The sequence below is a fragment of the Ningiella ruwaisensis genome (assembly GCF_004798935.1).
Taxonomy (GTDB): Bacteria; Pseudomonadota; Gammaproteobacteria; order Enterobacterales; family Alteromonadaceae; genus Glaciecola; species Glaciecola ruwaisensis.
Genome location: NZ_RAHT01000005.1, coordinates 183,398 through 208,981, shown reverse-complemented (window position 1 = coordinate 208,981; position 25,584 = coordinate 183,398). Strand labels below are relative to the sequence as shown.

Here is a 25,584-nt window from a genome sequence, read left to right as displayed (position 1 = left end):
CAGAGCGTTTTCACGCCATGACAGTGGATGTTGAAGATTATTTTCATGTATCTGCCTTTGAGTCGGTCATTAGTCCTGATGATTGGAAGCATATTTCGCCTCGTGTCGGCGATAACACGCACCGTTTAATAGACTTGTTTAACGAAAATAATGTAAAAGCCACTTTTTTCACTTTAGGATGGGTTGCTCAGCACTGTCCTGATGTAATCAAACGCATTGTGGATGAGGGACACGAGCTTGCCAGTCATGGTACAAACCATCGACGCAATACCGCTATGTCTCGAGAAGAAGTTTACAAAGACATCAAGAATAGCAAAGATTTATTGGAGCAAATTACAGGTAAGGAAGTTAAAGGTTACCGAGCGCCAAGTTTTTCTATCGATGAAAGCAATGAGTGGGTCTTTGACATATTAAACGACCTGGGCTTTTCCTATTCTTCGAGCACGTACCCGATTGAACACGACCTTTATGGCGTGCCGGCGTGGCCTCGCTTTGTGCACAAACGCAAAGAAGGAATTGTTGAAATTCCAATCCCTACAATTGAAAACAACGGAAACAACAAAGGTATCGGCGGTGGCGGGTATTTTCGCTTATTTCCTTATTGGCTTTCAAAAAGACGGATAGATGCTTACATCGATAGCACAGAGCAACCTTACAATTTTTATTTTCATCCTTGGGAGATAGATAGTGAGCAGCCGCGGGTGAAAGGCGCGCCGTTTAAATCGCGTTTACGCCATTACATTAATTTGAATGTGATGGAGAAAAAGTTGATAAAGCTAATGCAAGACTACAAGTGGTCTACGATGGAAGATGTGTATAAGGAATTTTTAATTTGAGCGAGCATGGTTCATTTGTTGGTAAGCAAAGATTTTATTGCTTAGCGTTTTTAGCAAGTATTTCAATAATCTTTGTTCTAAGTTATCAACCTTTTTACAATGCGGTGGTAATTTGGATAGGCAACGATATTTATAATCATTGTTTACTCGTTTTGCCTGCATCACTCTATTTTATATGGGAAAAACGAAAGCAGCTTAAAGCAACAGATACTCGCCCATCATGGTTAGCGTTAATCGCGCTTGTTTTACAATTGTGCTTATACACACTTGGAACAGCCGCCGATATACAGCTTTTTCAACACGCTGCTATTTTTTCGATGCTACCTACAATTATTTGGTTGTTTATTGGTAATAATCTTGCGTGGCAAATAAAGTTCCCCCTGATTTTTATGCTCTTTGCTATACCCGTTGGCGAAGAACTTATTCCGTTTTTACAGGAAATAACGGCCGACATATCGGTCGAAATGCTGAAATGGACAGGAGTTCCCTTATTTAGATCAGGTTTGTTTATTGAAATTCCCAAAGGCAAATTTTTAGTCGCAGAAGCTTGCTCAGGCGTTAGCTTCCTAATCGCTTCTATTGTGATTGGTAATTTATACGCTTACATGAACCTCATCACGTGGCCATACCGCATTGCCTTTGTTGTTTTGTCAGTGGTTTTTCCTATCATCGCAAATGCACTGCGAGTATACGGTATTATTTTAATTGCCCACTTAAGCGATATGAAACATGCAGTTGGCGCAGATCATATTATCTACGGATGGTTCTTTTTCGCTTTTGTTCTTGTTTGTCTTTTGGGCATCGGCGAGCTGATAAGAAAGATTGAGCGCAGAAAGCATAAGCGCGAAGCGCCGCCAGAAACTGAAAAAAGTGCGTTAATCACGGCCAGGGTGGAAGCACGTCCGGTTTTGCTTGTAGCGCTTTTTGCCAGTCTTCTGTTGTTTTTGTTCCAGGATTATAGAATGCAGCATGCGCAAGCACCGCAGTTAACGGACACAAAACTCAAGCTACCGCAATCGACGTTTACTCCTGTTGATCGCTCTATCAACTGGCAACCTCAGTTTGTAAATGCGTACAACGAGCAACTAAAAACATATAGCACGCAAAATGGCAATATCCATCTTTACAAAGCGGTATTTGCAGGCGATAAGGGTGAAGTGGTTTCGTCCATGAATAAAATTTATCGACAAGAGAATTGGACCCTGGTGAAAAGACGTAAAGTCGATATTGATAATAGCACAGTAATTGAAGAAATTATTGCTGGGCCGGGCGGCGAGCAAATGTTGCTTTACTATTGGTATGTAATGGATTCTCAAATACTAAGCGGCAGTGCGCAGGTTAAATTAATGCAAGCGTGGTTAAAGCTACAAGGCTTGAAGCCACCAAGTGCCTTTGTTGCGTTGGCTATTGAGCTTAAAGACGGCAATGAGCCTGATGCTGTTTATCAAACACTGTCGGAAGAAATCAAAACAGTGACAGAAGCATCAAAAAATGTTTTGACAGAACCAGCCTTAGAGGATTTGTAGATGCTTAAAGCGTTAAAGTTTGCTAACTGGAGCATGCTAATTATAAGCGTGATGCTATTGGCAGTCAGCTTATATGGATTAACACAGAGTTTAAGACCTGCGCAATTTGACGAAGAGGATTTGCGTTTTGGTGCGCAGGATATTCAGCTTTCGCTAGAAGAATATAGAGAAGCAATTAAAAGAAAAGAAAATGAATCGCCACTGGCTTATAGTGAAAGACTTGCCAAGGTTATAGCACAGGGAACAGCGCATATTCATTGGACGACCTTTGAACCAGAAGAGTTTAATCAGCTTGTTCCTATTTGGGAAAACTGGATCCTGTTTTTTATGGGAAAGTTCTCCGGTATACCAGAATACGAGCGCTATCATTTTGCAGACCCTCACAGGAGTATTGAGCGAGGAATTGGAATTTGTGGCGAAGTGTCGATGGTGATGGAACAGCTTTTGGAGCGAGAGGGCATACCTGCAGAAATTATCAGCTTTAAGGGGCACGTAATTGTAGCGGCTCAGCCGGAAGATAAGCAGCTTTTATTTGACCCTGACTTTGGCGTGACCTTACCGTTCTCTTTAGAAGAGCTTGCCCCTAACATTGATGCTGCAAATGCGATTTATCTCAACGCTGGCTATACTCAAAAGGATGCAGAATTTTTTGCAAACTCCTATACCGGTCGCTACACAGTATGGGATGGAGCGCATCACTTTATTACTAAAAAGTTCTACTTTGAGCGCTTTGCCTATGTTGCCAAATGGGTTTTGCCATTGTTGGGGATTGTTGTTTTTTTGATGGTTCAGAGATTGGTTCGATCTAAATCAAAAGGTTACGTTGAGAACCATTCAGGATAATCAGTTAAGCAATCAATAATTAAATATAGGAATCGGCGAAGAAATGAGAGGCATCTTCAAAAAAATCCAACATCCCCTCTCTGTTCTATTGATAGAGAGGCGTCTTCCATATTCAGTTAGAAACTATCTTCAGAACACTATTTACAGACCTTCATTAGAACGAGCCTTACATCGAGTGCATAATTCGAAGGAATTTACATGCGAGATTAACTCGAATACTGAGTTACATCTCGTCACATGTAAGAGAGATCTGCTTATGGCCATTCTAGCCGTAAAATCGCTGTTGCGGTTTGTTAATATGAGCGTTGTTTTTCATGGAGATGAATCGTTAGATAAAGATGATATGGAGCTAATTCAACGACATATAAAAAATGCAAAAGTATACTCAATTGAGGATGCAGATAAGATAGCTAAAGAAACATCTGAACAAATCTTTGAACTAAGAAAAAACATAGGGGAATTATTTCAACTAGACCAAAAGTTCGAGAAACAGAAAAAAGCATGGGCGCTTAAAGTTCTTGATTTTCATCTTCTTTCTTCTGCGCCTAAAGTAATAGTTTTGGATTCTGACACCCTATTTTTTAAGCCGCCCACACAAATCATTGAATGGACACGATCTTCAACAACAGAAAATTTCTACGCTATACCTGTTAATCCAAATCTTAAAATTGATCAACAAAGCTACAGTGCAATATTTCCTAATGCGTCGTTTTTATCTCGATTTAACGGTGGCCTCTTCGGATTTAACAAAAACATGATTACGCTGGAAAGCGTTATCGATATTATCGAGACTTTAAAAGTTAATAGAGACTATCCAGTCTATGGCGACGAGTGTATTTGGAGGTTAGTATTTGCCCATACGAAAACAGTTGAATTAAGCTTTGATGAATATCCTCTTATTGGTTCCAAAGAATCGTTTAATCTTTACAAGTCGAAAGACGCAGTAAAGTACATGCACTTTCTTCTAAAACATAGACAGGGTGTATACGCTAAATCAATTGACCAAGTTGTCGATGAAATTAATGCTCAGACAACATAACAGTAGATTCAGCTCACCTAGAGTAATAATAAGATGTTTTTCTATCAAGGATATTTAGAAATCACAGTCTGACTGTTGTATAAATAGAAAACGCTTAAGGTAAAATCATGCTTGGAAATGTAAACCACCATTTTTAAAGGGAATTTTATGTCAAAAGAAAAGCAGCCTTTAGTTTCAGTAATTATTCCCGTTTATAATGGTGAAGCTTATCTGCAGCAAGCAATAGAAAGCGTATTAAAGCAATGCTACACAAATATCGAACTAATTGCTGTGAATGACGGTTCAACAGACAGCTCTGGCGATGTCATTCAGAACTACTCTGAAGATCTGATTTACATTAATCAAGAAAATCAAGGAGTAGCATTTGCCAGAACGGCTGGGCTCGAAAAATCGAGCGGAGAACTTATCGCTTTTTTGGATCAAGATGATTATTGGTTTATAGATAAGATAGAAAAACAGGTGTCACTTTTTGAACAAAACCCAAACATCGGTTTAGTGCACACTGCCGTTCGAACCTATGATGAAGGCTTGCAGGAATTTGTTCCAAATATTAATCGAAAAGCCACACCGGAGAAACTTGTAGGGAATTGCTTTGAAGAGTTGCTCAGAGAAAACCACATTTATAATTCGAGCGTGATGGTAAGAAAGTCGTGCGTCGATGAAGTAGGTGGTATAAATTTAGAAATAAAAGGTAACACGTGCCAAGACTACGATTTGTGGTTAAAAATTTCCAAACGCTGGTACTTAGACTATATAAATGAACCATTGACTGTATGGAGAACGCACAGCAATCAAGGGCACCGTAACCGAGATAAAATGCTGTTGCAAGAAATGCAGGTGCTTAATGAACATTTTGACTTTTCATCCGCTTCCCAGAAGAAAATAGCGAAGCGACGATTTTCGAGTATTCATTATTGGCTTGGTGAGTTTTATCTTGAAAACGATCAAAAATCAGATGCTAGAAGCCAATTCATCATGTCTATGAGGCATCGCGTTTCCTTCCGTGCTTTAAAGGCGTTTATGGCCTCTTTTTTGAAATCATAATCAATAATCAACTGTCAATAATCCATTTAACGCTATAAGCTTTAATTACCCTTCAGTCTCTATTAGGACGGATAATTCTTTCCGCAGCTCGAAGAGGCCAGCTTAATTTCCACCAATAGCTGTGATAGGCCTCACTAAAGAGTTTTCTTGCTTGTAACTCACTTTTCTTAACTTGATCCAGATGCTCTGAGAGTACGCCTTTTAACGATTCTAAATAATCCGTGTACTTTTGCTCAATATCCTTTACATCTTGTTCGTCAAAATTCTCAGAAGATAACAAGTTGTAAAGCCGCTTGCTTAGTTTTATAAGATCGCTGGATATTTCTTCTTCTGAAGCGGGTTTTTTATGATGCCTCAACTTTGCATCGATAAACGACGCTGCATGCTTAGCTTTATCGTTTAATTCTGGTACAAATGTCTTGGTAATGAGTGACAAGGTCTTTTCAGGATCTGAAATTAAATCGTCATAGAGAACTACTAGCCTATCCTGTTGGTCGGTATATTTTATGCTTGCAAGTGTGTAACTCAACCAAAGAATTAGCGACTTTTCTAAAGAAAATTTATCTCGCTTAGCCAAAGAGCCTGCTACTTCAAATGGATCTCGAACCATGATAATGGATTTGCAAACCATATTTGTTTTTTCAAAGGCGGCGTTCCAAAAAGGTAGCAAAATTGACGTTCTTGGGTCTTTCATCCCCCAAAGTATATGCTTGCCATACTCTTTTCGAATAAATTTAGTGGCATGCTCAATGTTTTTTTGATTAAAGCAGGGGTCCAAGTCTCGTAGAAAACCTAAAGGGTCATCCCAATCACTTCTCATTTGTTTAAACAACTTTTCATTCAAGGCAACAGTTTTAGAATTTTCAAAAAAACCTTTTTCATTAACGCCTTTTTGCGCTTGAAAAAGATCTTTTCCGACAAAACAGCCTAACTCAGAAAGCGCACCAGACAAAGCCGAAGTTCCACTTCGATGCATGCCTAATATTATCAGTCCTTTTTGTAGTGACTTATCAGTTTTCATATTTAACTTATTTCTTTTAATTTAAAGTTATCAAAAGCGCTTAAATATTTGTGCTGTAGCTCAAATACTCGAAGTCTTCCGAAAAATAGCGCATAACAAGCTGCTTTGTTTCGTCGTCGTAATAATCTGAAAATTTCTGTGATTCAGAGGCGGTGACATTTTTTTTGGGGAGTGTTTTTGCTATGCCAATTCTTTTTGCAATCTCTTCAAAGTCATTGTCAATATTTTCAAATTTACCTATATAATCAACTATTAAGTTACCACGCCTGTCGGTAAGAAAGCTTTTAGCGGTAAAAAAATGCGGTTTCTTCTGTTTTCTATAAACAGGAATGTCTTTAAGCATGTCTGAAAATGATTTCTCATTCATTTGATCATCCCAAGTTTTTCGCCATTTGTATTCAGATACCATTCTGTCAAATGGATTTCTAACAAAAGCAAATTTGAAGTAACGTCTAAATCGAAATGGGGCGAGCAGGCGGATTTTCTTTGCAGTCGAATGTTCCAGGTTACGCCCTTTCATATATTTGAGTGAAAACTCGTCGTAATTTGAAGTGCTAAATATCGGGTGCCCATCAGAAAATACATTCGAAATGCTCGTTCCTGCGCACTTCGGGATATGGACAAAAATACACTTATGTTGGTCAAAAATTGGCATGATTTCTTCTTTTTGAATATGTTAGAACACTCGTTATTTAAATTCGATTCGGTAGTCCTCTAATTTTCAACAGTCGAGGAGCGCCAAAGCTCTTTTGTGACCGGGAAATAACGAGAACAATATGCGTAAGTCGATTTGTAATACTGTGCGATTTCCTCTTCAAGCTCCGGTAAGTCTAATTTTGTCCCGCTAGTCTTATTAATAACCACCTTGCTATAACTAGTATCGGCTGGCAAATTTAGAAATTCAGAAAATCTAGTGATCTCCTCGCTCGAGAACATCGACTCGTAGATTCCGCAATAAACATCATCGCGATCGAAAACTGAATAAATATTTTCCAAGGTTTCACCATACCTTGTTCTGGATGTACAGTGCTCGCTCTTGAAATATTCCTCAATAGCATTTTCAAAGTCTTTTATGTCATGACTTACACCTTCAGTGTGACAATGCCTGTCTAAATTAAACCGTACTGCACTTTTAATTCTTTCGACAGGGTCACGCATAAAAACGAGTACTTTGACCTTTATATCCCGTTTTTCGAACTCGTCTTTAATAAATTGAAAACGTTTTTTTGATAGGGCGCTATAAGCAGGTGTGATGTCAGCTGTAAGGTTTTTACTATCGTTGTACAAATCCTGAAAGTAATCAAAATAAAATTGTGCGTCGTTTTGCATTTTAAATTTGATGTACTTTGGTGAGCGTTTAACCCGATCAAGGATGGATACCTTTTTTACTATACTGCTCTGAGCAATGTTTAAATCTGTGGCATCCCACACGTGGTACTCTTTATAAGCACCCGCATTAAAGTTGCTCATATTCTGGAGGTATTCATACGCCCAGGATGTACCACACTTCTGAAAACCGGCACCTAGTACAAAAATTTTAGTTTTCTTGCTCTCAGCTTTAATTTTATTTTCCATAATTTTAACTCATTTGGGCGATTTAATTTGCTCGCCGTTAACCTTTTACATCACTAGGGTTTTCACTTGGGTTTGCTACTCGCCGCCCTTTTAATTCTATCCGCGACAGTTGTGAAGAGTTCTTTTACTAAGGGAAACACCCAAGTGTTAAAATCATTTATCGATTTTATTTTATTTAATAGCAGGGTACTTAGAAGCCATATAGCAAAATAGCATGCAAAAAAGACTAAAGTATTGACAATTAAATTTAATAATTGAAATTTAAACATGATATATGGCGATAAATTAATCAAGGCAAAAGAAGATGCTGCAAGGGCAAAAATGGCGGGAATGAGCATCAAAACAGCTTTAAAAAAATTCACTTTAAGCGCGAAATGCGTAACAACTAAAACCGCAAATGTTGATATGAAAGCTATTACAACTCTACTTTCAGCCATTTCATAAACATTACCTTCAAAAAAGCCAACGAAATAGATGATAATAACAGCAAGTGATAGAAACTGAATTTGTACTAGAACTCTGACCTTATTGAAGGCCGTAATCGCTTGTTCGAGTATTGTCCCTAATGAGAATGTGACAACAAATAAAATCATTGCTGATAATAATGGTGAATATTCGACCCACTTTTCATCGAGAAAAACGAGTATGATTAATTTAGCTTTCAAAACGGTAAACCCGACTATTGGCAAAATAACGGTAAGAATTAGCGTTAAGATTTTCAAAAGCGACGAGTTAAAATGAAACATATTGCTTTTTAGCTGTGAAAGTGAAGCCAATAAAGGCATAGACAGCGGCACTAAAAGTTCTCTACCCGGTAAAAGCGCAATGTTTTTCATCATATTTAACGCGCCTAACTCAGTCATTCCAAATGCTTTTGAGGCGAAAAATGTGTCAAATTCAGATCGTGTATATCCCACAATCGCCTTTGCCATCATCCATTTTGAAAATCGCCACTGCTCAGCTAGTTTTGACAAAGAAAACTTTACTCGCGAAGGAAGTAAATAGAACGACAAAAACATCTTGGTAATTTGACTCACGATTACACCTGCAATCATGGCCCAATAGCTTTGATAGATAAACGCCAAAGTAACCGTTACGGTAAACGCAGTAAACTTTTGAATGGCATGAAGCTTAAAGATTACGTTGTAAGACAATTCTTTTGCTTTTACGAAAAGTCGCGGGTTAGTAAAAGCTGAAATAGGTAAAATTAAGGAAAGTGCAATTAATGGTGCTTTTACTGATTCAGATTCGATAAATACCGATATACTGTCTGCCATCATCATCAAAATTATGGCTAAAATGGATTTGAGAATTATTCCCAAAGTCCATGCGGTGTTTAAATCTTCATCATCTACCTCATCTTTCTGAATGATGTATTGTTTACCACCTGTTTCACTTAATACATCGCACAAAAATACAATACTTGAAGCAATAGCGACAATACCAAAATCTTCCGGCACTAATAATCGGGCAAGTATTAAAAGGCTTACAAAGCCCAAGCTTCTCTCGACAAAGCGCAGGGCTAATGCAAAACCGGAGCTTTTAATTGTTTTTTGTTTTAAGTTGGTCACTAACTTGAGTGCCTTTTAAAAAGTAAACATTGTAAACGCAAGCACTATAAAGGATCAGCCAATAGAGTATTTCTGCACGTGCCCTGTTAAGAAACGTCATTGTGACCATAAAGCCTATAAATGCGCATTTTATTGCAAGTATTTTGTAATAGTCATCTTGAAGGTTGCTTCCTTTAAGCTTGTTCGCCGCTTTTGTGCAGGTTTTTATGCACATCACCATGGTAAGAACGAATGCAATAAGTCCTGGGTACCCAGCTTCGGTTAAGACTTCAAACCAAGTAGAATGAACCGCTCTATTTCTGCTGTTGCCGGTGTTTATATCAGGTGGGATGTAGCGCGGACTATAATAAATAAATGATCTTGAACCTTGACCAAATGGATAGTCTTTTGACATATCCCACGCAGCCGTCCAGAAATGAACACGCGTTGCACCGGTTTGTTGTTCAGTCACATCCTTCTTAGTGTCTGCTACGATGGATTTGGCCCGTTCCCAAAATATGTCATCGGTCACTACCGCAGTGCCGATTAAACCCATTATGATAAGTCCGATTACCGTCCATCGTTGGTTGCGAGTCCGCGTTTTTGAAAAATACATATAGGCGAGGAATAGGGAAACAGCGGTTGCTACGCCAAGGAAAGCGCCCCTGCTGCCCACTTGAACCAGACTGCTCGCAATAAATGCAATTGCTATGGTAAAAAGTAGCTTCTTTTTCCAGGTTTTACTTCGCCAAAAATAATAGAGACATAAAACAATAGTCGGCGCGAGAGCAGCAGCAACACCATTTGCATCGGGAGAATCGACCATCCCCGCACCCTGGAATCGGCCCATACTTACACGGCCAATCTGATTGATGTAATACGCAAGATAAGTGGCAAAACCTATATATCCATAGATGATCAGGTCTAGGTCTTTTGGTGTCTTTACAAGTTTATATACCACGGTAATAACCACCGTAGCAGTCAAAATTGCATCAAAGGCAATAGCATGACTATCCGGGAAAATGGCGTAAAAGCTTGCAATTCCATACAGAGCAACAAAGAGATAGAGAAATTTAAATTGTGGTACTTTTAAAAGTTTGTTTTCAGAAAGGGTTGGCCACTTAATGATAGTTACAATAAGAAGTGTCAGAACAATATAAAATGAAAATCGTATGTCGGGAACGTAGTCATCCCACCATTTTGTTTTGGGATTAAAGAAGTAATAAGCTTGGTACAGCACGAATAAATAAAGCGCACTATGCCTGATCGCCATAAAAATGGTGCTTAAGAAAGTCAGGTAGAATAAGGCTACGGTTATCATTAATACTTCGCTTTTTGTTCGTGCGCTATCTGTTCATAAAGTGGTGGTAAAACACTTTCCCAAGTGTAAGTTTGATTTATCAGTGCTAATGCAGCTTGTCCGATTCTTTCACGTAATTCTTTATTTTTCGCAAAAGTAAGTGCTTTGTCGATAAAATCCTCTTTTGTATTTGCACTAATTGCATGTGTTCCATCCTCATATGCGATCCCTTCCAAGCCACGGCTTGTAGATAGTACCGGAATTGCGCAGGCCATTGCTTGCAATACCTTATTTTGTACACCGCGAGCGATTAAAAATGGCGCAACAAACACATCAGCTCTGTCAAAAAAAGGCTTGATATCGTTGACAAACCCAGTGACTTCAATCCCTTCCTGATTTGACAATTGTTGAATGCTCGACGTGGGGTTCATTCCCGCCACTGTAAAATGAGCATTGGGAATACTCTGACGAATAGATGGCCAACAATTCTCAGTAAACCACAGCACCGCGTCAACATTCGGCTTGTAGTCCATTACGCCAGCAAAAAAGAAATGGAACCGTTGATCGTCTTGTTTGGGTTTTTCTATTGGTGGGAAGAATAAACTTTTATCGATGCCATTTGCTAATACATGAAGGGTATCGGTGTGCTTAAAAAGCCTTTGCATTAATGCTTTTTCTTCGTGGGCTATTACAAAGCTGGCGTCGAATTTTTGTAATACATCACGTTCAAGTTTTTGAACAAGTTTTGACTCGCGTCGATAAATATAGCGCAGAGGAAAGCTTGCAGAATTTGCAAACTGCGCCCATTTGTCTGAATCAACATCCATAAAGTCCATTAAACATCGATGAGACAGATCAAGTTGTTGAGAAAACACGTAGGGTGCAAGAGAGGATGCTGTACAATACACAACATCAACGTTATGAACATCTTCTTTGAGCGCTTTCGCAAGGTCCTTGCTGTAAAAATTGACTTCACTGATTGAGCGACCAGACACGAGAGCACGCAATCGCCGAATAATGGTGGGAGCCAATCGAAATGTTGATACTTTTATATTCAGATGTTCAGCGAGTTGCTTAGCAAGAAACTCGTCCTCACTCGATTCGCAGGGAACAAGTACTTCAAGTCGGTGTCCTTTTTTTTGTAAGTGTTCAAGCTGGTGGAACGTACGCAGCTTTTCGCCCTTATTTGGCGGGTAAGGTACTCGATGTGCAATAACAACTATGTTTGCCAACTAAACTTCCTTTTTTGTTACGACTAACATCGACATTGTAACATTTGTTTATTGTAGTGTTTCAAAAAAATATAGCTGATTAAAAAACGCTCTCATTTTTTAACACGCCCTAATAACTTATTGTTGATTTTGAATATTTGTGTTTCTGATTGTTCATCGGTAAGTTAAGATAGTACCAGTTATTAAGTATATTCGAATATTAATTTAGTTTAGTGAACAGTATGGATAGCAAGACAAAAAGCCCGGAACTTATATTTGTGGCAGGATTCCCTCGTTCTGGAACAACGTGGTTCGCAAACATTTTTAATTCTCATCGCAACGTAATTTACAGACATGAATTAATTGGCCGCAATTATCATAAATTTGGTGACGAACTTTTTAAAAAAATAAAGGGCGATGGTGGCTTGACTGACGATCAATTTGCGCAAGCCATGAAGGTAATTTGCAGCGCGAATATCGATACAGATAAACCACCGTTTTTTGAAAAGGGTTTAAGCTATTCAAAATCGCCTCAGTTTCATCATACATGCTGGATGATAGCTAAATTTTTTCCTCCTTTCCGCCCTCTTTATAATCACTTATTTAAGATTCCAATCGATCGAAGCGATTTAAATATCCTCATAAAGGAGACAAGATCGACTGTAGACATGTCGTCGATGTTTACGAGCTTACGGGTTAAAAATAAATTGCTTCTTATTCGCAAGCCTCATGGGTCTATTGCTTCTCATTTATCGGGCATTAAAAAGGGAAAGATGAACCCACCGGGAAACCGCTATAAGAGTCAGTGGTTTAGTACTTTCGAAGATTTAGACTATATAAAAGCGCTTGATTTAAATGATGAAAAAATTGCGAGTATGTCTGACACTGAGTTTTATGCGATTAACTGGAGACTCTATCATTTAGAAATGCTAAAAATTAAAAGTGAGCATCCAGATAGCATCCTGTGCTTCTATGAGGATTTTGTTGAAAATCCAATTGAAGAAGTTAAATCTCTTTTCAAAAAGATTGGCTTAGCGTTTTCAGTCGACGTTGAGCAGTTTATTAAAGAAAGTTCCGGTGAAGCTTCATCATCTAGTGAAATAAAGGGTGAGGGCGGCGAATATTACGGCGTGTTCAGAACCGCGTCATTTGACCAAGATGCCTGGAAAAGTATTTTAGATGATAAACAGAAGGAAGTAATAAACTTACATACCTCAGATATTTATGAACAATTACTTAAACTGAAGTGAATAATTTGAATTAACCTCGACTTTAGCTATTTTGACTGACATGCGATGCAAGCTCATCATAACAGTCTTTGAAAAAATCAGCGCTTTGATTTAAATATTTCATACCATGAAGTTCGTTCACTTTAACCACTAAATCCGCTTTAAATCCGCTGTTGCCGCGTGAATGTTCAACTCGCTCAATGGTATCGCCCATAATCTTTGCTGCCCTGATACAATTTCGATGCTCCATCACGTAATTTCTGGGCTCAAACTTTTCCTGTGACTGAATCATACTCAGTAGAGTTTGACTTAAATTTGCTTCATCAGCAAAGCACCCCGTTTGCTCGTTTATAAAGTCGTAGTGTTCGCCGTAGTTGTGGCCTCTGCGCAAAACAACAGGCGTGTTACTAAACATGCCTTCAATAATCGCTCGATTATTACCTTCAAATTTTGACCATAAAACATTCACTTTAGCGCGTCGTTGATGGTCTGCAACTTCCTCTGGCGTAATCCACTCCAGTATTGTCACGTTGTGTTCAAAACCTGCCTGTTTAGCAATATCAAGAACTTGAGATTTTGTCATATCAACAGGATAGCCAATCAAAAAGATTTTGAGTTCGGGCATTTGCGCCTTTAGGTTTTTAATCGCGTTGAAAAACTCTTTATGCCGTTTGTATCTAGCCCAGGCTGCAACCATTATAATATCAATGTCGCGAACCGAGTTTTCGGTAGGTAAGTTGAAATTTTCATGATTAATAAACCAAGATGGGCCAACATCAAGCGGGATCAGGTTGCTGTTCAGCGCTTCGAGAAATTGTTTATCACGCTTTTCATATGCTTGCACAAATACAGGAAAAGGAAACTGCAAATACGATAAAAGGTTTAAATCGCAAAAACCAGCCCAGCTCGGCTCTAAAATTATATGATAATTCTCAGCAACTGCCTTTACATTATAGAGCCGAATGAACAAAGGGAAGTAATAGCTATACTTGATTATTAAAACACCTTTATTGCCATTAGCAGGGGCTTGCAATACCGTCACAACGCCATCTAGCATGTCCAGAGGGTCATCAAAAAACTTCTTGGTGTTCTCTAAAGGCTCAATGGCGTTGATGTAGTTATCTACCAACAGCTTTCCCATGCTGGGTTTTTCAAAAAAATAAAATTTAGCGTAGTCTAAGCCGAGGTCGTAACTACCCGGCCATCCAGTTCTATAAACGTTACTCGCAATCGAAAATGCTTTGTCATGTTTGTTGATTAATTTAAGAAGAAAACAGGCAAAGCGCGCCATCACCACAAGTGGAAACTTATATTCGTTATAATCGTACTTGATAAACTCTTTAATACGGTCTTTGCTTAACCATGACATTGTTAACTAATTTCCCTATTGATTAGTGAAGAATAGATTCGCTGAAAAGCCTGGCACATTATTGATGAAGTAAACTTCAATTGAAAACGATTTTGTGCGCCCTCACTCAAGCTTTGGCGATAATCGAAATTTGCAGCGATTCTAAACATTGCTGAGCTAAGCCCTGATACATCGTTAGAAGCAATCACGACACCGCTTTCACCGTCCTTTATTACTTCAGGATTTCCTCCTACATCGGTAACAATGCAAGGTTTTGAGGCGCGCATAGCCTCAAGCAGTGTCATAGATGTGCCCTCACTAAACGAGGTTAGTAAGAATACATCCATCGCCTCGAGATAGTCGAAAGGTCGAGCAATATATCCTGTTAGCGTAACGTGAGCATCTATTTGCAATGCTTTAATTTTTGCTTCGATTTCGGCTCTGCACTCGCCATCACCCACCATAATTAGATGAACATCCTGATTTTGCTCTACTAAGCTGGCAAATCCATCTAGCATCATCATATGATTTTTTATCGGATCGAAACGGGCAATAGTGCCAAACACAACCGTATTTTCGCCAAAATTAAGCTGCTTGCGGATATCATGTTGTATTTCCGGCAACTTGTCATCAATACCATTATAAATCGTCTCGACATACTTTATGGGAATATATTCATATTCATCGAGTGCATTTGCAGTTGCATCCGATATTGCGGTAATTTTAGCTGTTAAAAGTCGTAAAACCGGATTAACAAAGCGCCGTTTTATGGATTTTGAGTCTGGATAAAATCGTCCGTGTTCGGTGAAAATGACTTTTGCTTTGGTTCCGATTGACGCAAAGGTACCGTACACCCATGGCGTATACTGATGACAATGCACAATATGAATATTATGCTGATTTATATACCTTCTTATACTTTTAATAAGCGAGACATCAAATCCGGGTTGTCGCGCCCTTGTCGATATCGGTACTCCATCTTTTTTTAAAGCTTCGCCCCATGGCCCTAGAGGTGATTCAATACAAAAAATATGCATGTCAAACTGACTTTTATCAATGCTCTCTACTATGTTTTTGATGACCATTTCGGTGCCACCAATTCGCATATCGTAGGTGATGTGAAGTATATTTAATTTCTGCATTTATAAATATTCAAAGTAACAATTAATCATCTACATACCTTTGCCACCACATCTCAAACATCAGCATTGACCATAGCAAGTTTGAATGATCAGCGGAGCCTTCTTGATGCTGCTTCCAATATCGATTTACCACATCCATTTTGAAATACTGAGGCAGGCCTTTTGGATTATCGATGATAAATTTTTGCGCGATTGGTTTTATTTCGTTTTTAAACCAGTTTGCCAATGGAACTGAAAAGCCCATTTTCTTGCGATACAGAATGTCGTCTGGTAAATATGGTTTAAATGCCTCTTTAAGAAGATATTTCTTTTCGCCTTTATTAAACTTTAAATAAGAGGGGACAGAAGCTGCAAACTCCAGCATCTCCTTGTCAAGTAAAGGTGCTCTGACTTCAAGCGAGTTCGCCATACTCATTCTATCTACTTTGACCAAAATGCCGCCCGGGAGATATGTTTTTATATCGGTATATAAAATCTTAGCGAGATGGTCCTCACCCTTGGCTTTATTGTAAGTTTCGACAGTGAATTTAGATGGGTGATAATTGCCAAGTGAGTTCGCTACGTCTGCTTTCACCAGTTCATGCCACTGTTTATCTTTAATTTGAGCGTTTGTAATATAAAAGCCCATAGCCGGAGACACACTTAAACTCGTGAACAGTGAGCATGCTTTGCGCATGAAAGTGTTCTCTGAAAGAGAAAAAACTTTAGCCAGCAGGGGAAAGCACGAGCGCCGAAGCCACGAGGGGAACTTACTTCTTAAGCGATTTTCAATATCGTCGGTATTATACTTTTGGTAACCTGCAAAAACTTCGTCCCCACCATCTCCGGCAATCGCCACCGTAACGGCTTGCCTTGCCAACTCTGAAACAAAATACGTCGGCACAAGTGAAGGGTCGGCAAAGGGTTCGTCAAAAAAGCTGACAATATGCTCAAGCGTATCCGTTACATTTTGACTGACTAAAAACTCATGATGTTCTGTTTTATATTGCTTGGCGACTATTTGCGCAAACTCTGCTTCGTTATATTTCTCATCATCAAAGGCGATAGTGCAGGTTTTGACTGGGCTAGTTGATGCTTGTGCCATCATGGCGACCACACCGCTTGAATCTACGCCGCCACTTAAAAAAGCTCCAAGTGGTACATCGCTGAGCATTCGACGCTTTGTACACGCTTGTGCAAGCGTCTGTAACTGGGTTTTAAGCGTGCTTTCATCCTGTTGTTTGACTGATGAAAAGTCGACATCCCAATATTGCTCGATATGCAATGCGTTGTTTTTATGCACTAAAAAGTGAGCAGGGGGAAGTTTATGGATGTGCTTAAAAATGCTTTTTGGGTCTGGAACGTACTGATAGGCAAAAAAGTCATAAACGGCGTCTACACGAACGTCTTTAGGAACATCAGGCAGTGTCAAAATAGCTTTGATTTCTGACGCAAAGGCAAAGCGACCCTCATGCGATAAGTAGTAAAGAGGTTTCTTTCCCAGCCTGTCTCTTGCGATAAATAAAGACTGTTGCTTATTATCCCATATGGCAAATGCAAACATGCCGTTGAGTTTTGCCAAACAATCGGTACCTAAACGCTGGTAAAGATGAATGATGACTTCGGTGTCTGTTGTTGAACGAAAGCTTGCACCTTGTTCAGCCAATTCTGCTTTTAACTCAGGATAATTATAAATCTCACCATTAAAAACAATCGCAATGCTGCCATCTTCAGAAAACATTGGCTGATTGCCCGCTTCAGTAAGATCAAGAATACTTAAGCGCCTGTGACATAACCCAACGTGCTCGTTTAAATATTCACCTTTGGCATCAGGACCACGATGCTGAATACTATTTCCCATATCAAGTAAATGACCTTCACTTAACTGGGGATAATTCTGAGTTAAAAATCCGGCAATGCCACACATGCTTAATTATTCCTAAAGACTTATCCGTTTTCTTAAAGGAGGCCCTATTTTATTGGCCACTCCCAAAGGCAGTTTTTTCCACACTTTTTCCACTACATTGCGCGCCGAACTGGGTTCAGAAAAGACTTGGTTTTTAAATTCGCCGTCGCTAAGTATTTTCCAATCGAGTTGTTGAGGCAATGCTCCCCACTGTTTTTTGAAATTAAAGGTTCCTTCTCCTACCGTAGAGCGACCAAAGTCAAAGTGCTGGGCGCCGCGCTCTATCGATGTACTGAGCACCGCCCAATATAGCAACATATTTGGCGCCAGGCGATTGAAGCTCGCTAATGTTGACGCCCAGGGAATAACCGCATGCTTATTACATAATAAAACCAGCGCAGCGCCAATGACTGCGGGGCTGGCATTGGGGCTCTCGTCAATATCCGCTTCAACTAATGCAATAAAGGCGTTCTTGCGAAAGTGATGTAAAACTGCTTCATACCAGCTAATAGAATGCACAGGTGAGCCTAAATCGCGCATATTTTCTGAAATTACTTTATAAAACTGCGGCAAATCATCCTTTAGTGTTTCAGAACTTACAATACGAAAACGCAAGCCATTCTTTTCTGCTTTTCTTATCTGGCTTCTCAATTTTGATTTAAAGCTTGCCATAAGCTCAGCGCTTGATGGCGGCAAGGGTAGAAGCATTCTTACTTTGGCATTTGCAGGCGCTTCGTCTAGAGACAGTATTTCTTTGTGAGTACTTCTTAACTCTACCTGGTCTATTTTGTTTGTATTCGCGTGATTGATAAGCGAATTTAAAAGCGCATCCTTACTTTCTAAGTCGAGCGCAAGCGGACCTCCAATATCACAATAGGGCAGAGCGCAAAGTTGCTTTTTTCCGGTCAGGCTTCGCATTTCAACTACTGGAAGGACACCACTTAATGTTCCTTCGCGAAAGCTGGCAAAACGATGGCAAGTAAAGCCGTATGCACTCTCTACCGCCTGTCCCCATGAAAATAAATGATATGCAGATGCTTGCGGATGCGCTAATACAAAGTCATCCCATTGACTTTGCATATCTTGGAATACGTGTTTAACTTCAACTTGCATTTTTAGTCATCATTCCATTTTGTACAAGGCTATTAAACAAGGTCTGATATTCATTTGCCATTCGCTTGGCAGAGTATTTGTCGTTTACATTGTGTCTTGCTTCCTCTGCCAGTTTTGATGCTACTGCGGGTTCAGAAATAAGCGTGTTCCAGTATTCACTTAGTAATTGCTTATTCCCCAGAGGCGCTAGCAAGCCTGTCTGTTGATGTGTGATTAACTGGTCAATACCCGCAATATCGTAAGCGGCTACTGGAATACCCATCGCACAAGCTTCCATCAAACAGCGAGGAATGCCCTCAAGAGTTGATGTCATCACAAAGAGATCGAAGCTTTTAAGATAGTCCAAACGGTCGTCTTTGTATCCTAAAAAGTGAATATCATCGCGCGATGCCAAGGTTTGGGCATACATTTCAAGCTGGGCTCGCTCTTCGCCATCTCCTAATAAAACAAGCTCTATATCCTTCCGGTTTTTCGCCAAATCGTCGAAGATGTCTAATATATCTTTGATATTTTTACGGCTGATCATTTGCCCAATAAAGCCAATTCTGATTTTGGAAGGTTTTATTTTTGGCTCGGCCTGACGTACTTTATCGACCTCGCTTAAATCAACGCCATTTTGAATATACACACGCTTGGGTTCTTTTATTCCGTACTTTTGTACGTCTTGCATCAACTGAGGAGATAGAGGAACCACTTTATCTGCAAAACGCATGGCCTGACAGCCAAGCCAAATAAAGGTTCGCAGTTTAAAATCTTGCGCGTTTTCAAAGCCATGCGGCGTAATAACAACCGGAACTTTCGCTTGTCTGGCAGCGATTACCCCCAAGATGTCGGATTTATATCCGTGGGTGTGGATAACATCAATTCCCTCGTCTTTAATAATGCGCACCAGCTTACTGACAACCTTTATGTCAAATTTATTGCTCATGGGTATTTCAAATGCGCGGCCACCATCGCTGCGGAACGCGCTGACTAATTCCAAGTCTTTAGAATTTTCCTCTAGCGTTGTCGCTAAAGAGTAGGTGATCTCATTCGGATTTGAGTTGCGACTAAGGGCAAGAACCCACCTTTCTGCGCCATAAAAACCGGTGGAACAAATGAATTGTAAAACATGCAACGGCTTTGCCTTATCGCTCACTTTTTTTACCTCCTTTGAATATTCCGCCTATCGTACCTATTGCTCGCGCAGGAAAGTAAAATAAATAAAACATAAATATAGTGAAAAAGCTGGGATCGCCTTTTGTCAGTCGTCTCAACCTTAGTGAATATAGTAAAGGAATACACATTGACGCAAACAGACTGAATAACGCCAATGACCAGGCGTTTAATAGCGCAGCGAAAAGACTCAGGAGTAAAAGCAACAGAAAAACCGGTGGTACAATAAAGCTTGGCCACTCTCGTAATGGAATTTTACGACCTCTAAGTGATGCGATATTCGATAAGCCTCGCCACACTTCTTTTTTTGCCATTGCAAAAAACGCTTTATCCTCGCCAATATGCACATAGTCACTGGCACTTGAATAAAACAAACGCCCTTGCTGCGATACTTTTTGCGTAAAAACGTAGTCTTCACATGTCACAAGATGACTGGGAAATCCGCCACTGACATCGAAGGTAAGGCGAGATAATAATAAATTTCTGCCAGGTAAAAATGCAACATCACAGTCTATTTCTGCGTTACTCAGCGCTACTCTTAACTTTTCAAGAGCAGGCGCGTTGTCAGCAGGTTTTTGAATGGCACTTACCAATTTAATATCTTTTTGCTTGTCTAAAATTGGTAAAAGCGCAGACAACCAGTTTGCATTTAAAGCAATATCTGCATCTAAGAAGGCAAGAAAGCGACCATTGCTTTTTTCAACGCCAAAATTGCGTTGATCTGAAATGGTCAATTCTTGAGGAGCATGAACGATGTTTAAAGGAATAGGCTTTGCAGCTGATACAGTATCTTCATTCAATGAGCGATTTTTGGTAACAACGATGATTTCAATAGAAATGCCATCTAAGCGAAGCTGGCTAATTGATTTCAGCGTATCAAGCAGCATGCCTTCTCTGCCCATGTGCGGAATGATGAAACTGACTTCTACACTCATGGCTTGCCAATCCATTTTTGAAGTTTCGGAACTCGCAGCGACAAATGTTTTCGTTCACGCGAGACTGAATAAGCACGTAAAAATGTCCAAACGCGCTTTAAAAATGAAATTTTTATGTTTTGTTTACTGGTTTTCGATGAACACGAGGGAATTTTAAATGTAGAAGCTCGTTTGCCTACAAGAGAAGGGCCGCCGTAATTTTGCATCATTAGAACAAGTAAACGGGTATACACATTTTCAGGGCTTTCTTTTAACTTGTTGTATATTTCGGCATTCAACTGTTTCGCTTTTGCGATGTAGCTGTCGGCTTTTTCAGCGCTCACAAACCAAGTGCCAATACATAGCAGTTGTACCTTGCGAATGTCTTGCGCGGTCCATGTATCATTTGGATACTCTAGTCTTTCGGCATGATCCAAATATAGGCGCTCATGTTCACAAATGTAATCAAGATAATGAATGAAGGCATTCAGAATGAAAGTGCTAGCCTCTCTCTTAATGTGCCCTGTACCTAACAGAAACAGATATTTTGAGACGGCCTGTAAAAATACCGTGTAAAACCATGTATTTTCGATGTCGTAAAAGCGACCGTCATTTAGCTCGTCGTTTTCATCAATAGTGCAAAGTATTACTCGCTCCGCATTAGACAAATAAGCGCTGTCGCCGCTCATCTCATAAGCATCAAGTAAAATATTGACGTAGTTCCCGGTTCCTCTATCCAGAGGATATTGGTTAGTAAATGGATTGCGCGTAATCCCGGTCCCAGCTCCAAGCAGCAATTTATCAGAAAACGGAACGCGCAAATAATTGCAGTTTTTGACCTGCAATAACTTACCTAAGAGGGTTCCATCGCCCTCATAGATATAGGTCATCCATTGCGCCATTTTCAAAACAGCAGATTTAAGGTCCTCATCGGCGCAACTATAGTATCCCAGTGCCAAGCCTGTAGGGTAACAATGATGAGCTCCCGGGCCGCCGCCGCCTGCATGGTTGGAGTAGACATTGTCTGCCTGGTGCTTTGAATATGTGCGATGCGTCGCCGTCGCGGCTTGTACATAGTGGTCGGTGTGCCAAAACAATCCATGATTGTATTCAGGTTTATCTAACTCACTGCGATATATGTCGATATTCAAGGTGTGATCGAGCAAATCTTGTGCAAGTTGCTGGTATTTGATATCGCCAGTCAAAAAGTATTGCTTATAAAAGCCAAAAAGAGGATCGTATTGGTTATTATAGTGCGAAATAAACGGCAGTTTGCCTGAAAAATTATGAGCCTCGTGGTCAGCGTAGATATCACCATAGTTTCGCCATCCGTACTCATCAAGAGATTCGCGCTTTGCGAAAAAGTTATGCTCACCATTAAGACAGTTTTTCAAAATAATTTGGTGCGGATCTTTGTCTAAATCAGCGTTGAACCATGGAATGGCTTGTGAGCTTTCAATTTGAGACAAGGAAATTTCTATAGGCGCAGGGGTGTTAGCAATTTCAACGTCATCTAAACTGATAAACAATCGGTGAGACTTTGTCTCACCCGGTTGAATCTCAACTTGAGAGCCTTCTCCTGTAAAGTCTATTTCAGCTTTCGTTCCAGATAATCTCAATGAGCATGGAAATTTCTGCCAGAAATGCTGTGGATGCAAAGAGTATTGAACCTCGTCAGTTTGTATGCGCACAACGGGCTCGGGTCTGTCTATTTGCTGCAGTATTTCGTTGCCTTTTGCTTCTTTACACTCTTTAACTTCTTTAATTTCTTTAACTAGCAAGGCGCCTTTTTGCTTTAAGCTTACGACGTTATCTGAATTTACATGATTGGCGCAATTCCAGTTATCACCGCCGCTACTATATTGGTGTAGCGAAATTTGCTCATTGCTATTATCGAGCGTAACGCTTTCTGCGTCCTTTGAAATTGACAGAGTGTTCGTTGTGCTTTCAGGTAAGTCAATACAGATACCTAGATCAGATAAATAAAGACTGTTTTCATCCCCTAAGTCCCATTTACCTCCCTGGTTGCTCTGCGCTTTTGGATTGTGAACCTTAAATTGAATATCAATCACACCACTTTGAGGCCAATGTTTGACCGTCACAAAGCAATTTAGTTGGCGATCACTGCTATCATCGCTATCAAAAAAGCTACTGGAGTGGCGAAGCGTATTTCTTATGAGCTGATCATTTAATATATAAGTCGATACAACGGATTCATTAATATGACGCTGCCATTTTTCATGATGAGTCAAATACAGACTAATTGACGGTGAAGGTTTTTTTGCTTTTAAATTCAGCACCGAAAGGCGAGATTCAGAATGAATGGGTTTGCTCACGTCAGAAATAGAAAAGTTACCTAATTGATAATTTGAGGCATGATGCTTTTCTACTTTAAGGTCTGCATCGGGTACCAGGAAATATTTGCCTGTGCGCGAATGTTGGTCAAGAAAGCCCTCAATCGAAAGCCATTTAATTGTTTTATCTGGCCAATATGCGGTTGGGGTGACGCATGCTTCAATGGTTTCTCCCAGTTCGTTTTGCACCAGGAATTGAGCTTGCTCTTTTGCATCTGTATTTGTGTTTTTTTTCGCGTATCCCTTGGCAAGTGGGATACCTAAAGAAAAGTGTTGCTTTGATGAAATTGAAGACGTAACTGAAAATATATGCAACATGAAGTGGACTCTACCGACCTACAAAGATTCCGTTCTGATATCAGCTGAGAGTAACCATTTCACAATTAAACATACTGGTTCGTTAACCCACAGTCTCACTCACAACTCATAAGTTTATGAGTATACCTTGTGGTCAGAATAAAACAAAATACTTCATTTAAAAACCGCGGATCTTGCAAGATGCGTGAATATAATGAAACATACCCAACAAGCATCATTGTTTGATATTCATTTTTACGACAGTGCGCTAAAAGCCAGTGAGAAAAGCGATAGATAGAAGAGAAAATCAGAATGCAAAAAAAATGGATTTGGGCTTATGTCATTAGTCTTCATGTAATTATACTATTAATCCTGCTGAAACCATCTGCTGCTGCAAAAGTGCATGATAGCGTTGCAAAAATTCTGGGGTATCAGCAAGTAAACGAAAGAGTTGAATACTATGTTAATTCCCTTTACACATTTCAGCGCTTTCAAGATGCACAGATGCCTGATAATCAGTCGATTTTTTTAGGGGATAGTCTGGTTCAAAGTTTAAATACTCTGAATCTAAATACGCCATTCGTTAATTTTGGAATAGGGAACAATACAAGCGCTCGTATGCTCAATGCGATTGACACTTTTGACTCGAAGAGCACCTGGAAAAATGTCGCCGTATTAATTGGAATCAACGATTTGAACGCAGGGATAAGTGCCGAGGAAATAAGTGCAAATGTAAATAAGATCATCAAACAGCTACCGCCTGATACCGACGTATACTTGATATCGGCTTTACCCGTCAGCCAGGAACGAGAAACAAAAAAGCCCCTGAAAGCGCAAATACTTTTATACAATGACCAGCTAGTGAAAATTGCGCAGCAGAACGATAATGTGAGGTATATAGACTTACACAATCACTTTACTACTTCGGACGGTTTTTTAAAACCGGCTTATGACAGAGGGGACGGCCTACACATAAGCACGAAAGGTTATACGGTTATGGCAGCATTATTAAATGCTGAAATCTCAAGTGAATAGTTCTCAGCAGTATATGGATAAGCGCCAGTACTTAGTTCAACTTACCTGGTTAAGAGGCATTGCGGCCACTTTGGTCGTTATCTCTCACAGCATCAGAACATCTGAAGGAAAGTATGCCAGCGCTAATTACAGTGGGCAGATAACGGGTCAGGATATTGGACTTATCAATTTCTTTGATTTAGGGACCTTTGGCGTAATGGTATTTTTTGCGTTAAGCGGTGCAACCCTTTATTTCAGCAACGCCAAAGTATCGCTTAAAGCCACTCCCAGTTTTTATATCAAACGCGTTTTTAGAATTTGGCCTGCTTTTTTTGTCTCACTGCTGGCATATATCGCCTTTATGCCTTTATTTAGCCATTTTTATCAATTTGCCAATGGTAACTGGATTGAACAGCAGTTTCTTGCAAGTTGGGATCTTTCGACATTTATTTCATATGTAACGCTTACTTTTAATATTACCGGGCCTAGCGGCATTTTTAACAACGCTTACTGGAGCTTGCCAATAGAGTTTCAGTACTATTTACTATTTCCGCTTATTATCCTTAGTATAAAATTAGTTGGAATGGCAGGGCCCGTACTTATTGCCATCGTTTGCTACATTTTGCAAAAATTTAATTTTGTTGATTTTTCATCTAATCTGGTCTTTTTTCTGGCTTACACATTCTGCTTTGGTGTTCTGGCCGCTCACATTTATTCAAAAATTAATTTTCGTCTACCTACAGCACTTGCGATGCTACTGGCGCTGTGTTCCGCTTTTTTATGTTCGCTAACTCAACTGTCGTATATTGATTTTGGCGATTTGCCAATTATTTCCAACCCATATGGATATACCGGTATCTTCGGCTTAATGTGCGTTGTCAGTATTTTATTCATTTCATCTGACTTACCTAAAACCCATTGGCTGGTACGTCCATTTTATTGGTTAGGAGAGGTGTCTTATAGTTTGTATCTCTACCACAATCTTGTACTAGGCGCGCTCGTAATTGTGTGTTTAGAATGGAATTTACTGGGGCTTTTGACGCATCCTGAGATTATTTTTCTGATTGTTTTGCCGACCACACTTCTAATTTCGCATTATTCATATAAGTTAATAGAAAAACCCGGCATCTCTTTGGGAAAAAGACTGGCAAGCTACAAGGGACACCTTGTTGAAAGAAACTAGCGCGT

At 39.7% G+C, this 25,584-nt stretch carries 21 protein-coding genes; 8 read left to right on the top strand and 13 right to left on the bottom strand.

The genetic code is table 11. From position 1 onward, the window contains the following. The first annotated feature begins 17 nt into the window (after positions 1–17). The 5 genes from D6V41_RS11895 to D6V41_RS11875 all read left to right on the top strand — a co-directional run bounded on the left by D6V41_RS11895 (position 18) and on the right by D6V41_RS11875 (position 5,288). A complete protein-coding gene (locus tag D6V41_RS11895) occupies positions 18–836 on the top strand; it encodes an XrtA system polysaccharide deacetylase (protein WP_241664537.1) in 819 nt (272 codons plus the stop codon). Continuing rightward, positions 833–2,362 (top strand): exosortase A, encoded by a 1,530-nt coding sequence (xrtA, locus tag D6V41_RS11890; protein ID WP_136251741.1) that lies wholly within the window; start codon positions 833–835, stop codon positions 2,360–2,362. The genes D6V41_RS11895 and xrtA overlap by 4 nt, the downstream gene beginning before the upstream one ends. Then, positions 2,363–3,205 (top strand): SirB1 family protein, encoded by an 843-nt coding sequence (locus tag D6V41_RS11885; RefSeq protein ID WP_136251740.1) that lies wholly within the window; start codon positions 2,363–2,365, stop codon positions 3,203–3,205. A 256-nt stretch (positions 3,206–3,461) separates the two neighbouring features. Continuing rightward, complete coding sequence (locus D6V41_RS11880; protein WP_136251739.1) at positions 3,462–4,244, top strand: hypothetical protein; 783 nt, start codon at positions 3,462–3,464, stop codon at positions 4,242–4,244. 147 nt (positions 4,245–4,391) lie between these two features. After that, positions 4,392–5,288: a glycosyltransferase family 2 protein gene (locus D6V41_RS11875; RefSeq protein ID WP_136251738.1), complete on the top strand. Its 897-nt coding sequence runs from the start codon at positions 4,392–4,394 to the stop codon at positions 5,286–5,288. 52 nt (positions 5,289–5,340) lie between these two features. Here D6V41_RS11875 and D6V41_RS11870 read toward each other — a convergent pair whose 3' ends face one another. The 6 genes from D6V41_RS11870 to D6V41_RS11845 form a co-directional block, all read right to left on the bottom strand. Further along, positions 5,341–6,309, bottom strand: a complete 969-nt coding sequence (locus D6V41_RS11870; RefSeq protein ID WP_136251737.1) for a sulfotransferase family protein — start codon at positions 6,307–6,309, stop codon at positions 5,341–5,343. Positions 6,310–6,349: 40 nt separating this feature from the next. Continuing rightward, entirely contained in the window at positions 6,350–6,964 is a 615-nt protein-coding gene (locus D6V41_RS11865; protein ID WP_136251736.1) for a sulfotransferase family 2 domain-containing protein, read from the bottom strand. Positions 6,965–7,023: 59 nt separating this feature from the next. Continuing rightward, positions 7,024–7,884, bottom strand: coding sequence for a sulfotransferase domain-containing protein (locus D6V41_RS11860; protein WP_136251735.1), 861 nt, complete (start codon positions 7,882–7,884; stop codon positions 7,024–7,026). Positions 7,885–7,946: 62 nt separating this feature from the next. After that, entirely contained in the window at positions 7,947–9,455 is a 1,509-nt protein-coding gene (locus D6V41_RS11855; protein ID WP_136251734.1) for an oligosaccharide flippase family protein, read from the bottom strand. After that, a complete protein-coding gene (locus D6V41_RS11850; RefSeq protein ID WP_136251733.1) occupies positions 9,427–10,755 on the bottom strand; it encodes an O-antigen ligase family protein in 1,329 nt (442 codons plus the stop codon). Before D6V41_RS11850 ends, D6V41_RS11855 begins: the two co-directional genes overlap by 29 nt. Next, on the bottom strand, positions 10,755–11,966 hold the full coding sequence (locus D6V41_RS11845; RefSeq protein ID WP_136251732.1) for a TIGR03087 family PEP-CTERM/XrtA system glycosyltransferase: 1,212 nt from the start codon (positions 11,964–11,966) through the stop codon (positions 10,755–10,757). The genes D6V41_RS11850 and D6V41_RS11845 overlap by 1 nt, the downstream gene beginning before the upstream one ends. Before the next feature lie 221 nt (positions 11,967–12,187). On the opposite strand from D6V41_RS11845, the gene D6V41_RS11840 reads away from it, so the two are divergent. Next, on the top strand, positions 12,188–13,195 hold the full coding sequence (locus D6V41_RS11840) for a sulfotransferase family protein (RefSeq protein WP_136251731.1): 1,008 nt from the start codon (positions 12,188–12,190) through the stop codon (positions 13,193–13,195). A 22-nt stretch (positions 13,196–13,217) separates the two neighbouring features. Here D6V41_RS11840 and D6V41_RS11835 read toward each other — a convergent pair whose 3' ends face one another. The 7 genes from D6V41_RS11835 to D6V41_RS11805 are packed head-to-tail and all read right to left on the bottom strand — an operon-like array spanning position 13,218 to position 23,403. Next, entirely contained in the window at positions 13,218–14,543 is a 1,326-nt protein-coding gene (locus D6V41_RS11835) for a glycosyltransferase (RefSeq protein WP_136251730.1), read from the bottom strand. Positions 14,544–14,545: 2 nt separating this feature from the next. Then, positions 14,546–15,664: a glycosyltransferase family 4 protein gene (locus D6V41_RS11830; RefSeq protein ID WP_136251729.1), complete on the bottom strand. Its 1,119-nt coding sequence runs from the start codon at positions 15,662–15,664 to the stop codon at positions 14,546–14,548. A 22-nt stretch (positions 15,665–15,686) separates the two neighbouring features. After that, the gene (gene asnB, locus D6V41_RS11825; RefSeq protein ID WP_136251728.1) at positions 15,687–17,570 is read right to left on the bottom strand and encodes an asparagine synthase (glutamine-hydrolyzing); all 1,884 of its coding nucleotides are present in this window, start codon (positions 17,568–17,570) and stop codon (positions 15,687–15,689) included. A 12-nt stretch (positions 17,571–17,582) separates the two neighbouring features. Beyond that, the gene (locus D6V41_RS11820) at positions 17,583–18,662 is read right to left on the bottom strand and encodes a GNAT family N-acetyltransferase (RefSeq protein ID WP_136251727.1); all 1,080 of its coding nucleotides are present in this window, start codon (positions 18,660–18,662) and stop codon (positions 17,583–17,585) included. After that, positions 18,652–19,800 (bottom strand): glycosyltransferase, encoded by a 1,149-nt coding sequence (locus D6V41_RS11815; protein WP_241664531.1) that lies wholly within the window; start codon positions 19,798–19,800, stop codon positions 18,652–18,654. The genes D6V41_RS11820 and D6V41_RS11815 overlap by 11 nt, the downstream gene beginning before the upstream one ends. After that, entirely contained in the window at positions 19,790–20,752 is a 963-nt protein-coding gene (locus tag D6V41_RS11810; protein WP_136251726.1) for a glycosyltransferase family 2 protein, read from the bottom strand. The genes D6V41_RS11815 and D6V41_RS11810 overlap by 11 nt, the downstream gene beginning before the upstream one ends. Further along, positions 20,749–23,403: a hypothetical protein gene (locus D6V41_RS11805; protein WP_136251725.1), complete on the bottom strand. Its 2,655-nt coding sequence runs from the start codon at positions 23,401–23,403 to the stop codon at positions 20,749–20,751. Before D6V41_RS11805 ends, D6V41_RS11810 begins: the two co-directional genes overlap by 4 nt. A gap of 291 nt (positions 23,404–23,694) precedes the next feature. Here D6V41_RS11805 and D6V41_RS11800 point away from each other — a divergent pair, with 291 nt between their 5' ends. Both D6V41_RS11800 and D6V41_RS11795 read left to right on the top strand, forming a co-directional pair. After that, positions 23,695–24,417 carry a GDSL-type esterase/lipase family protein gene (locus D6V41_RS11800; protein WP_136251724.1) on the top strand — a complete coding sequence of 241 codons (723 nt, stop codon included), beginning with the start codon at positions 23,695–23,697 and terminating at the stop codon, positions 24,415–24,417. Next, on the top strand, positions 24,395–25,579 hold the full coding sequence (locus D6V41_RS11795; RefSeq protein ID WP_136251723.1) for an acyltransferase family protein: 1,185 nt from the start codon (positions 24,395–24,397) through the stop codon (positions 25,577–25,579). The genes D6V41_RS11800 and D6V41_RS11795 overlap by 23 nt, the downstream gene beginning before the upstream one ends. The last annotated feature ends 5 nt before the right edge of the window (positions 25,580–25,584 follow it).

Bases quoted from the DNA above. Each gene is read 5' to 3' on its own strand.
- D6V41_RS11800 (WP_136251724.1), top strand. From the start codon at position 23,695: ATGCAAAAAAAATGGATTTGGGCTTATGTCATTAGTCTTCATGTAATT.
- D6V41_RS11875 (WP_136251738.1), top strand. From the start codon at position 4,392: ATGTCAAAAGAAAAGCAGCCTTTAGTTTCAGTAATTATTCCCGTTTAT.
- D6V41_RS11830 (WP_136251729.1), bottom strand. From the start codon at position 15,664: ATGCAGAAATTAAATATACTTCACATCACCTACGATATGCGAATTGGT.
- D6V41_RS11860 (WP_136251735.1), bottom strand. From the start codon at position 7,884: ATGGAAAATAAAATTAAAGCTGAGAGCAAGAAAACTAAAATTTTTGTA.
- D6V41_RS11795 (WP_136251723.1), top strand. From the start codon at position 24,395: ATGCTGAAATCTCAAGTGAATAGTTCTCAGCAGTATATGGATAAGCGC.
- D6V41_RS11865 (WP_136251736.1), bottom strand. From the start codon at position 6,964: ATGCCAATTTTTGACCAACATAAGTGTATTTTTGTCCATATCCCGAAG.
- D6V41_RS11850 (WP_136251733.1), bottom strand. From the start codon at position 10,755: ATGATAACCGTAGCCTTATTCTACCTGACTTTCTTAAGCACCATTTTT.
- D6V41_RS11820 (WP_136251727.1), bottom strand. From the start codon at position 18,662: ATGCAAGTTGAAGTTAAACACGTATTCCAAGATATGCAAAGTCAATGG.
- D6V41_RS11840 (WP_136251731.1), top strand. From the start codon at position 12,188: ATGGATAGCAAGACAAAAAGCCCGGAACTTATATTTGTGGCAGGATTC.
- D6V41_RS11835 (WP_136251730.1), bottom strand. From the start codon at position 14,543: ATGTCATGGTTAAGCAAAGACCGTATTAAAGAGTTTATCAAGTACGAT.
- D6V41_RS11805 (WP_136251725.1), bottom strand. From the start codon at position 23,403: ATGTTGCATATATTTTCAGTTACGTCTTCAATTTCATCAAAGCAACAC.
- D6V41_RS11880 (WP_136251739.1), top strand. From the start codon at position 3,462: ATGGCCATTCTAGCCGTAAAATCGCTGTTGCGGTTTGTTAATATGAGC.
- D6V41_RS11870 (WP_136251737.1), bottom strand. From the start codon at position 6,309: ATGAAAACTGATAAGTCACTACAAAAAGGACTGATAATATTAGGCATG.
- D6V41_RS11810 (WP_136251726.1), bottom strand. From the start codon at position 20,752: ATGAGTGTAGAAGTCAGTTTCATCATTCCGCACATGGGCAGAGAAGGC.
- D6V41_RS11895 (WP_241664537.1), top strand. From the start codon at position 18: ATGACAGTGGATGTTGAAGATTATTTTCATGTATCTGCCTTTGAGTCG.
- asnB (WP_136251728.1), bottom strand. From the start codon at position 17,570: ATGTGTGGCATTGCCGGATTTTTAACTCAGAATTATCCCCAGTTAAGT.
- D6V41_RS11885 (WP_136251740.1), top strand. From the start codon at position 2,363: ATGCTTAAAGCGTTAAAGTTTGCTAACTGGAGCATGCTAATTATAAGC.